Annotated in this window: 6 protein-coding genes; all 6 read right to left on the minus strand. The window is 64.3% G+C overall.

Annotation, left to right across the window (positions count from 1 at the left end):
* Nucleotides 1-18: 18 nt before the first annotated feature.
* Nucleotides 19-1,161, minus strand: a complete 1,143-nt coding sequence (locus ACZ6YA_RS13590; RefSeq protein WP_465897636.1) for an HlyD family secretion protein — start codon at nucleotides 1,159-1,161, stop codon at nucleotides 19-21.
* Nucleotides 1,158-2,807, minus strand: a complete 1,650-nt coding sequence (locus ACZ6YA_RS13595; protein ID WP_465897637.1) for an MFS transporter — start codon at nucleotides 2,805-2,807, stop codon at nucleotides 1,158-1,160. The genes ACZ6YA_RS13590 and ACZ6YA_RS13595 overlap by 4 nt, the downstream gene beginning before the upstream one ends.
* Before the next feature lie 165 nt (nucleotides 2,808-2,972).
* The gene (locus ACZ6YA_RS13600) at nucleotides 2,973-4,727 is read right to left on the minus strand and encodes an L-lactate permease (RefSeq protein ID WP_465897638.1); all 1,755 of its coding nucleotides are present in this window, start codon (nucleotides 4,725-4,727) and stop codon (nucleotides 2,973-2,975) included.
* 195 nt (nucleotides 4,728-4,922) lie between these two features.
* Complete coding sequence (gene uvrA, locus ACZ6YA_RS13605) at nucleotides 4,923-7,439, minus strand: excinuclease ABC subunit UvrA (RefSeq protein ID WP_465897640.1); 2,517 nt, start codon at nucleotides 7,437-7,439, stop codon at nucleotides 4,923-4,925.
* Nucleotides 7,440-7,527: 88 nt separating this feature from the next.
* A complete protein-coding gene (gene tssA, locus ACZ6YA_RS13610) occupies nucleotides 7,528-8,625 on the minus strand; it encodes a type VI secretion system protein TssA (protein WP_465897641.1) in 1,098 nt (365 codons plus the stop codon).
* Between the two features lie 92 nt (nucleotides 8,626-8,717).
* Nucleotides 8,718-9,236, minus strand: coding sequence for an Hcp family type VI secretion system effector (locus ACZ6YA_RS13615; protein WP_465897642.1), 519 nt, complete (start codon nucleotides 9,234-9,236; stop codon nucleotides 8,718-8,720).
* Nucleotides 9,237-9,255 lie beyond the last annotated feature (19 nt).

Raw genomic sequence — 9,255 nt, forward strand, 5'->3', positions numbered from 1 at the left:
GGCATCGGGAAGGGGTTCTCACTTGGTGCGGTGGTCAATACGGGTATCGATGCTGACCACCACCGACATGCCTGGCCGCAGGTGCCTCGCCTCGGGCTGGTCGGCATCCACGGTGATACGCACGGGAATGCGCTGGGCGATCTTGACGAAGTTGCCGGTGGCGTTGTCGGCCTGAAGCAAGGCGAATTCGGAGCCGGTGGCCGGTGAAATCTGCTGCACATGGCCGCGCAGCTTCAGGTGGTTCAGCGCATCGACGGTGAACGTCACTGGCTGGCCGATGCGCACATCAGCCATCTGGGTTTCCTTCATGTTGGCGATCACCCACAGGGTGTCGGGCACCAGGGCCATCAGTTGCGCGCCGGAGTTGACGTAGGCGCCCAGGCGCGTGCCGATCTGCCCAAGTTGGCCATCGCGCGGCGCCGTCACCCGGGTGTTGTCCAGGTCGATGCGGGCGAGCTCCACCGCTGCCTTGGCGTTTTCCACCGAAGCCTCCAGCGCGGCGCGGTTGACGATAACCGTCTCGCGGTCCTGGCGAGCGATGGCCAGCGCGGCCTTGGCCTGGGCCAGGGTAGCGACGGCGGCGGCCTGGCTGGCCCGGGCCAGATCAAAATCGCTGCGGGACACCGAGCCATCGCTGACCAGTGCCTGGCTACGGCGCAGGTCAGCACGGGCCTTGTCGGCCTGCGCCGCAGCATCACCGATGGCGGCCTGGCGTTGGGCGATGGTGGCGTCGGCACTGTTGCGCTGTTGCAGGTTGTTGGCCAGCGCTGCCTGTTGTTGCTGCAGTTGAGCAACGGCCTGGGCCAGGCGCTGCGTGTAGATGCGATCGTCGAGTTGCACCAGCAGGTCACCCGCCTTGACGAACTGGAAGTCATGCACCGGCACATCAACGACGTAGCCGCTCAACTGCGGCCCGATGATCGTCACCTGGCCACGCACCAAGGCATTCTCGGTGCTTTCGATGGCACTGCTGAACGGCGGCAGTTGCCAGGCATAGAGCACCAGCATGATGCCGACGAGGCCCACGCTGGCGAACAGGATCGACGACAGGATGCGCACCCGCCGCGAGCGTACCGGGCTGGTCGGTTCGCTGGGCGGCGTGGTGCCCTCCGGGGTTTCGGCGAGGGCGGTGGTGGTGGTCGTGCGGGTCTCTTCGGTCATCGGTTGGCAGTACCGCTTGTGGCGTCGGGTGAAGCGGCCTGGCGGGCGGAGTACCACAGCCAGGATCCGCGAATGCAAATCCAGATCATGGTGAGCACGGCAATGCAGCCGATCAACATGAACACATCGTTGTAGGCCATTATGTTGGCCTCCCGGGTCGCGGCACTGGCCAGCACTCGCATGCCGGCCTCGCTGCGCAGGGCCGGGTCGGCGAGTATGCCGGCATAGCCGCCGCCACCGCTTTGCACGCGGGCGTTGACCAGCGGTTCGAGGTAGCTGAGGCGGTCCATCAGGTGGCTGGAGTGAAACTTTTCGCGCCAGGTCTGGAAGGTGCCCAACAGCGCCGCGCCTATCAGCCCACCGAGGTTATTGCAGATGCCGAACAGCACCGAAAAGCTCACCAGGTTGCGCGGGTTGGCGCGCACGTGGCTGATCCCCAGGGCCATGGATGGGCCGAGGAAAAAGGTGCTGCCAAAGGCCAACAGAAACTGGCTCAGGTACATCTGCGCCGGGCGGGTCAGGTTGCTCGAACTGCTGTCCATGAACGCCCCGGTGGCCATCGCCAACAGCGAGATGAACAGCGGGATCACCAGGTGATTGGGGTTGATGGTCAGTGCGCTGCTGGCCAGGCCCACCACCGCGCCGAGCAGCATGACCCCGTACAACGTGCGCATCTGCTCGCTGCCCATGTTCAACACTTGCAGAAAACCGACGGCGCCAGTGGATTGTTCGGAGGTGACCATGCGGATCAATATCACGCACAAACCCAGGCGGATGATCGCGCCACTGCCCAGCCAGCGGGTCATCAGTAGCGGGTTCTGACGGTTGTGCTCGATCGCCAGGCCACTGAAGATCAGAGCGATGGACGCCGCCAGGGCGACGCCGATCCACGCTGCGTCCAGCCACCATTCGATGCGCCCCAGCGACAGCGCCGCGCAGAGCAGGGCAGTGCCGCTGGCCATCAGGGTGAAGGTGAGGAAGTCCAAGGGTTCGAAGGTCTTGAAGCGGTCCCCCGGCGGCAACTTGAGCAGCAGCACACAGCCCAGCGCCGCCAACGCCAGGCCCAGTTCGAACAGGTACAGGCCGCGCCATTCGGCAATCTGCAACAGGTCTTCGGAAAAGATCCGCGCCAGCGGCAGGGCCAATTGCGAGGCACCCAGGCCCAGCACCATTGCCTTGAGCCGCCACTGCGCCGGGAACGCCTGAATCATGTAGTAAAGGCCCAGCGAACTGAGCGCGGCGCCGACCATGCCGTGGGCCGCACGCACAGCGATGGCCGAGTTGAGGTCGTTGACGAACAGGTGGGCGAAGGTAACCAGGGCGTAGAGCACCAGGAACACCTCGGTGAACGCGCGCAGGCCGAACTGCTGGCGAAACTTGACCAGCAGCAGATTGATCGAGACGTTGGTCATGACGTAGGCGGCGGGCAACCAGGCCATTTCTGCGGTGGTCGCGCCCAGCGCGCCCTGCAGGAACACCAGGTTGGCGGTGACCAGCGCGTTGCCCAGGCCGCCGGTGATCGCCACCAGCAGGCCGACCACGCCGAAGGCCAGGCGTTTGCCCGGGGTGTGCAGGGGCGTGGAAGGGGAGCCGGGCAGGCTGGGCTGTTCGTGCGGCAGCCACTGGCGGGGGGCGTATTTGTCCATGGCGAAGACTGTACTTGAGGGGACAAGACCTTGAAAGATGCCTGATCGATTGCGGTGATTTCTTCGCGGCTAAAGCCGCTCCCACTGGCACAGCGCAGCCCTCAAGGGAAGTGGAGGACCTGTGGGAGCGGCTTTAGCCGCGAAAAAATCACCGCCGACCTCGGGTCAACCGCCCACCACCATCGATGTAAACGGCGCCACATACGCCTGCAAGGTCACCAGGCAACCCACCAGGATCGCCAGGATGATCGAGTGAAAGAACACATAGCGCAGGATCTCGCCCTCATGCCCATACCAACGGGTAGCGGTGGAGGCTACGACGATGGACTGCGCATCGACCATTTTGCCCATCACCCCGCCGGAACTGTTGGCCGCCGCCATCAGCACCGGGCTCAGCCCCAGCTGTTCCGCGGTGACCCGCTGCAAGCCGCCGAACAGCACGTTGGAGGCCGTGTCCGAGCCGGTCAGTGCCACGCCCAGCCAGCCGAGCAGGGTGCCGAACATCGGGTAGAAGATCCCGGTGGCGGCAAACGCCAGGCCCATGGTAGCGTCCAGGCCCGAATAACGCGTCAGAAAACCCAGCGCGAGCATGGCGACGATGGTGATCAGCGAATAGCGCACCACCCATAAAGTGCGCAGGTACTGGCGGCCCAGCTGCAGCGGCGAATAGCCCATCAGCAAGCCGCCGAGGATCGCCGCCAGGAAGATGCCGCTGCCCGTGGCGGTGAACCAGGTGAACTTGTACTGGGCGTCTTCTTTCTTCGGCGTGGCCACCACGGGCGGGACCTTTTCGATCTGCTGGTGGATCGCATCGAAGGTGAACACCGGCGCAAACACCGGGTTGGCTTCGCGCAGCGGCTTGCCCTGCGGGTCGAGCATGGCCACGCCGCTGGCCGGGTCGAGTGCCGGGCGGGTGTCGAACAGGTTCTTGAAGCTGGCCGTACCCCAGGCGAACACGAACACGGTGAGGATGATCCATGGCATCCAGGCCTTGAGCACACTGCGCTGGTCGCTTTGGGTAAAGGTTGCAGTGGCGCCTGGCCTGTCGTCCGGCTCGACCTTGGAGTTGTCGACACGCCCGGTCAGCGCTGCCGAGGTGTGCACGGTGGCGGGCTTCCACACACGCAGGAAACCGGTCAGGCAAGCCATGGAGATCAGCGCGGCGATCACGTCCACCAACATCGGCCCATGGTAATTCGAGACGACGAACTGCGGCACAGCGAAACTGACCCCGGCCACCAGAATCGCCGGCCACACTTCGAGCATCTTGCGCCAGCCGGCAAACGCCCAGATCAGCCAGAACGGCACGATCACCGAGAAGAACGGCAATTGCCGGCCGACCATGGCCGACAGTTCCATTTCATCCAGCCCGGTCACCTTGGCCAAGGTGATGATCGGCGTGCCTAGCGCACCGAAGGCCACAGGCGCAGTGTTGGCGATCAATGCCAGGCCCGAGGCCGCCAGCGGTGAGAAGCCCAGGCCGATGAGGATGGCCCCGGTGACCGCCACCGGCGTGCCGAAGCCCGCCGCGCCCTCGAAGAAGGCGCCAAAGCAGAAGGCGATCAACAGCAGTTGCAGGCGGCGGTCGTCGGTAATGCGCGCCAGTGAGTCCTGCAGCACCTTGAACGAGCCGTTCTCGGTGGTGAGCCGGTGCAGGAAGATGATATTGAGCACGATCCAGCCAATCGGCAGCAGGCCGTTGGCTGCGCCGTACAGTGCAGCAGAGCCGGCCATGCTGGCCGGCATGCCGAAGGCGATGATCGAGATCAGTAGCGCCGAGCCCAGGGCGAGCAGCGCGGCGATGTGGGCTTTGATATGGAAGAACGCCAATGCTGCCAGCATCACCACCACCGGGACGGCGGCCATGAGGGTAGAGAGCACGGGGCTTGAGAACGGATCGTAGATTTGCTGCCAGACCATTTGCCACCTCGATTGTTGTTGTGTGAGGTTTCGCACGCTATTGGGCAGGTGGCATTTGCAGATGCCAGGGGGAGTATAGGAAGGATTTTGTCTACGGAAGATGTTGTGACTTCACCGGCCCCTCGCGGATAGATCCGCTCCTACAGCGATAAACCTGTAGGAGCGGATTTATCCGCGAAAGGGCCGCTACAAGCTCTACAAGGCCCTGGCCAGAAACGCGGCCGTGCGGCTGTCTCCACACCGGGCAACCGCCTCTGGCGTGCCACTCACCACAACCGTCCCCCCCGCATCCCCGGCCCCCGGCCCGATATCGATCACCCAGTCGCTCTGCGCCACCACGCGCATGTCATGCTCGACCACCACCACGCTGTGGCCACCCTCGACCAGTCGGTTCAGCTGCACCAGCAGCCGGTCGATATCCTGCGGGTGCAGCCCGTTGGTAGGCTCGTCCAGCACATACAGCGTGGCGCCACGGGCCAGGCGTTGCAGCTCGGTGGCCAACTTGATCCGCTGCGCCTCGCCGCCGGACAGCTCGGTGGCCGGCTGGCCCAGGCGCAAATACCCCAGCCCGATGTCCTGCAAGACCTGCAGGCAACGTCGCACCGATGGTTGTTCGGCGAACACGTCAAGTGCCTGGTCGACGGTCAACTGCAGCACTTGAGCGATATTCATCCCTTGCCAACTAACGGCCAGGGTTTCGGGGTTGTAGCGTGCGCCATGGCAAGTCGGGCAGGGCGCGTAGACGCTGGGCATGAACAGCAGTTCGACGCTAACGAAGCCTTCGCCCTCGCAGTTTTCACAGCGGCCTTTGGCGACGTTGAACGAGAACCGCCCGGCATCGAAGCCAGAAGCTTTGGCCTGCTCGGTGGCGGCGAACAGCTTGCGCACGTGGTCGAACAGCCCGGTGTAGGTGGCGAGGTTGGAGCGTGGCGTGCGGCCGATAGGCTTCTGGTCGACTTGCACCAGCCGCTTGATACTGTCCAGGCCCGCCGTGACGCGGCCTGTGCTGGACTGTTCAGGCTCATCCTCCAGGCTCTGCTCCTCAGGCTCGGCACGCTGCGCGGCATGACCCAGGTGTGCACCGACCAGTTCCAGCAACGCCTGGCTGACCAGGCTGGACTTGCCCGAGCCGGATACACCGGTCACGGAGGTGAAGCAACCCAGTGGAAATCGGGCACTGAGATTGTCGAGGTTATTGCGGGTAATGCCCTCCAGCTGCAACCAGTCGCGGGCGTTGCGTGGCTCGCGTTCGGCACGCTGTTGCTCGGCGAACAGGTAAGCGGCGGTACGTGATGCCGCGACCTGCTGCAGCCCTGTAGGCGGGCCGCTGTACAGCACTTGCCCGCCGTGCTCGCCAGCTGCCGGGCCGACGTCCACCAGCCAGTCGGCGCGGCGCATGGTGTCCAGGTCGTGCTCCACCACGTACACCGAATTACCGTCGTGCTTGAGCCGTTGCAGCGCGTCGAACAACGCTTCGCTGTCGGCCGGGTGCAGGCCGGCTGAGGGTTCATCGAGCACGTAGATCACGCCGAACAGTTGCGAATTGAGCTGGGTGGCCAGGCGAAGGCGTTGCAGCTCGCCCGAGGACAGCGTCGGCGTGCTGCGCTCCAGCGCCAGATAGCCAAGGCCCAGGTCGATCAATGGCGCAAGGCGTTCGAGCAGCTCGTGGGCGATGCGCTGGGCCGCCAAGCGCTTCTCCAGGGTCAGGGTGTCTTCGTGCTGTTCCAGATAACCGGGCGCGGCGACCGTGCGCAACACATCGGCCAGTGCCTGCAACGGCAGGCGGGAAAGCTCGCCGATGTCACGGCCGGCAAAGGTCACCGCCAGCGCTTCGCGCTTCAGGCGCTTGCCCTGGCACAGCGGGCAAGGGCTCGGGCGCATGAACTGCGAGACGCGCTTGCGCATCTGCGCGCTCTGCGAATGCATGAAGGTGTGCATGACGTAGCGCCGGGCGCCGCTGAACGTACCTTGGTAGCTGGGCTCGAGCTTACGCTTGAGCGCGGTGCGGGTTTGCGCCGGCGTCAGACCGGCGTACACCGGCACGGTGGGCGTTTCGTCGGTATAGAGGATCCAGTCGCGCTGGTCCTGCGGCAGGTCGCGCCACGGCGTGTCGACGTCATAGCCCAGGGTTACCAGGATGTCGCGCAAATTCTGCCCCCCCCAGGCCATCGGCCAAGCCGCCACAGCGCGCTCGCGAATGGTCAGGGAAGGGTCGGGGACCATGGTCGCCTCGGTAACCTCATAGACCCGGCCCAAGCCATGGCACTCGGGGCAGGCGCCCTGCGGTGTGTTCGGCGAGAAATCCTCGGCATACAGCATCGGCTGCCCGGCCGGGTAACTGCCGGCGCGGGAATAAAGCATCCGAATCGAGCTGGACAGGGTCGTCACGCTGCCCACCGAGGAGCGTGCGCTGGGTGTGCCGCGCTGCTGTTGCAGTGCCACAGCCGGGGGCAGGCCTTCGATGGCGTCGACGTCTGGCACGCCGACCTGATCTATAAGGCGTCGAGCATAGGGCGCGACCGATTCGAAGTAGCGCCGCTGGGCTTCAGCGTAGAGGGTGGAGAAGGCCAGCGAGGATTTGCCCGAGCCGGACACACCGGTGAATACCACCAGCGCATCCCGGGGGATGTCGACGTCGACGTTCTTGAGATTGTGCTCGCGGGCGCCACGGACACGGATGAAGCCTGGCGGGGCAGGGTGGCGTGGCGGCATGGGGGCGGTCCTTGGCGATTGGCGAACGCTCAAGTTAGCAGCATTTGTGCGGGCTGTACCGGCCCCTTCGCGGGGAGGCGATGCAGGGTCAGGACCGCTGCTCGCGCGTCCCCAGCACATCGCGAATGTTGTCCACCACATTACTGTCCTTGATCACATCGCTCAGCCAACCTTCCAGCGGCATGTTGCCCCACTTGATGGCACGTTCGATCAGGTAGGGCACCGGGCTTTGCGGCTCGCTCTGCTTGAAGAACTGAGCAATGCCCGCGAGCATGGTGAAGGCCTCGTCTCGGGTCAGTGGGGTGGTGCGCATCGCAGCAGGGGGCGCTACCCGGGCGGGGCTGTTCATCGCTTCTCCTGGCTCGGCGGGCGCTTGGATTTCTTCAACAGGTTCGGGTTGCGCCACCGCTGCAGGGTGCAGTTCGATGCCGCGATCCTTGAGCAGCTTCTCCGCCAGCTGACTGGCCCGCGAAAGCATGTCGGCCAGGCTGGCGAAGCTCGGGGCTTCGGCGCCGAACAGGCGGTCAGCGGTCGCTTGCAAGCGCTGGCAGGCCTGCAGGCTGGCGGCGATCTGCAGGGCTTTGCTGCGCAGGTAGTCGCTGTCGCTGAGGACCACCGAACGCTGGAAGATCTCGGCGTTGATCTTGCCTTCGTTGAGCGCGGTCTGCATCGCCTTGGGGTTTTGCAAGGCGAGGTTTTCTACATGGCGTGATTCGTCGTAACGCAGCACGCCGAAATGCTGCCCTTGGGTAATGGGCAAGCCACCGGCAATGTCGGTGAGCGTCGTCTTGAGCCAGGACAGCCGCGCGGCGCGCTCGTCCAGGCCGTCTTCGAGCGATGGATAGGCGGTGTCCCAGAAGGTTTCCAGGATCCGCTCCGTCAGGGTGAGGCCGAAGGTAATGCCTTCGAAATGATCGCGCTGGGCCAGGCCTTCGTTGAGCCAGGCCACCAGCATCAGATCCTTGCTCTGTTGCGCAAGCCCCTGGGCCGAGAGGTTGATGACCTTTTCCCAGTCAGCGGTCTTCAGGTCGGTTTGCCAGTCGCCCTGGGTCAGGTAGTCGGGATCTGCCCGGCGCGCCTCCTTGATCTGGTCGAACAAGGCAGAGAAGCTCAAGTCTTCGCCGCTGCCACCGTCGATCGGCGCGGTCAGCTCGGCCAGCGAAAGGTCGTTGAGGAATTCAGGCATAAAACACTCTGATCAGGGTTGGAACAACGTGCCGGGCTACCCGGCACGCCGCAGGATATGGGCCGCTTGCGCAGCCCATGACACGCAAGTGCTTAGGCGAACACTTTGTTCGCGGTGCGGTCCCAGCCACCGACGATGTTGCCGCCAGCCTGGCCGTCGGTACGGTTCTGCTGGGTGTAGGTGGTCTTGATGCGGGCGAAGTTGAAGCTGATTTCTTCGATCGGCAGGTCGCTGACTGCCTTGTCTTCGCCGCCCTGGTTGCCACCGGCCAGGAACTTGACCGACGACACTACCACTTCTTCCATGTCGATGGTCAGGTAGGTGACCTTGTCACCACCGGCACGGTTGACGTTCAGCTTCAGCTTGGCGATGTGCTTGCCGGTGCAGCAGTGTTCGAACAGTTTGGCCGAAGCCTTGTCGACCGCCTTGCGGATCTTGAAGTCGCTCAGGGCAACACGCTCGGAGGACGCACCGCCCGAGGAGCTGGCGGTAGCCGAGGTGGCCTGGGTGGCGCCGTACTCGTAGCCCAGCACTTCGATCCAGTCCTTGTGCTTGTCGTCCAGTACTTCGCCTGGGATGCCGTCGATTTGGATATACGCGTCAAAAGCCATTGTGAAACTCTCCATTAAC

This window comes from Pseudomonas sp. NPDC090752 (genome assembly GCF_055584805.1).

Bases quoted from the DNA above. Each gene is read 5' to 3' on its own strand.
- ACZ6YA_RS13590 (WP_465897636.1), bottom strand. From the start codon at position 1,161: ATGACCGAAGAGACCCGCACGACCACCACCACCGCCCTCGCCGAAACC.
- ACZ6YA_RS13595 (WP_465897637.1), bottom strand. From the start codon at position 2,807: ATGGACAAATACGCCCCCCGCCAGTGGCTGCCGCACGAACAGCCCAGC.
- ACZ6YA_RS13600 (WP_465897638.1), bottom strand. From the start codon at position 4,727: ATGGTCTGGCAGCAAATCTACGATCCGTTCTCAAGCCCCGTGCTCTCT.
- uvrA (WP_465897640.1), bottom strand. From the start codon at position 7,439: ATGCCGCCACGCCACCCTGCCCCGCCAGGCTTCATCCGTGTCCGTGGC.
- tssA (WP_465897641.1), bottom strand. From the start codon at position 8,625: ATGCCTGAATTCCTCAACGACCTTTCGCTGGCCGAGCTGACCGCGCCG.
- ACZ6YA_RS13615 (WP_465897642.1), bottom strand. From the start codon at position 9,236: ATGGCTTTTGACGCGTATATCCAAATCGACGGCATCCCAGGCGAAGTA.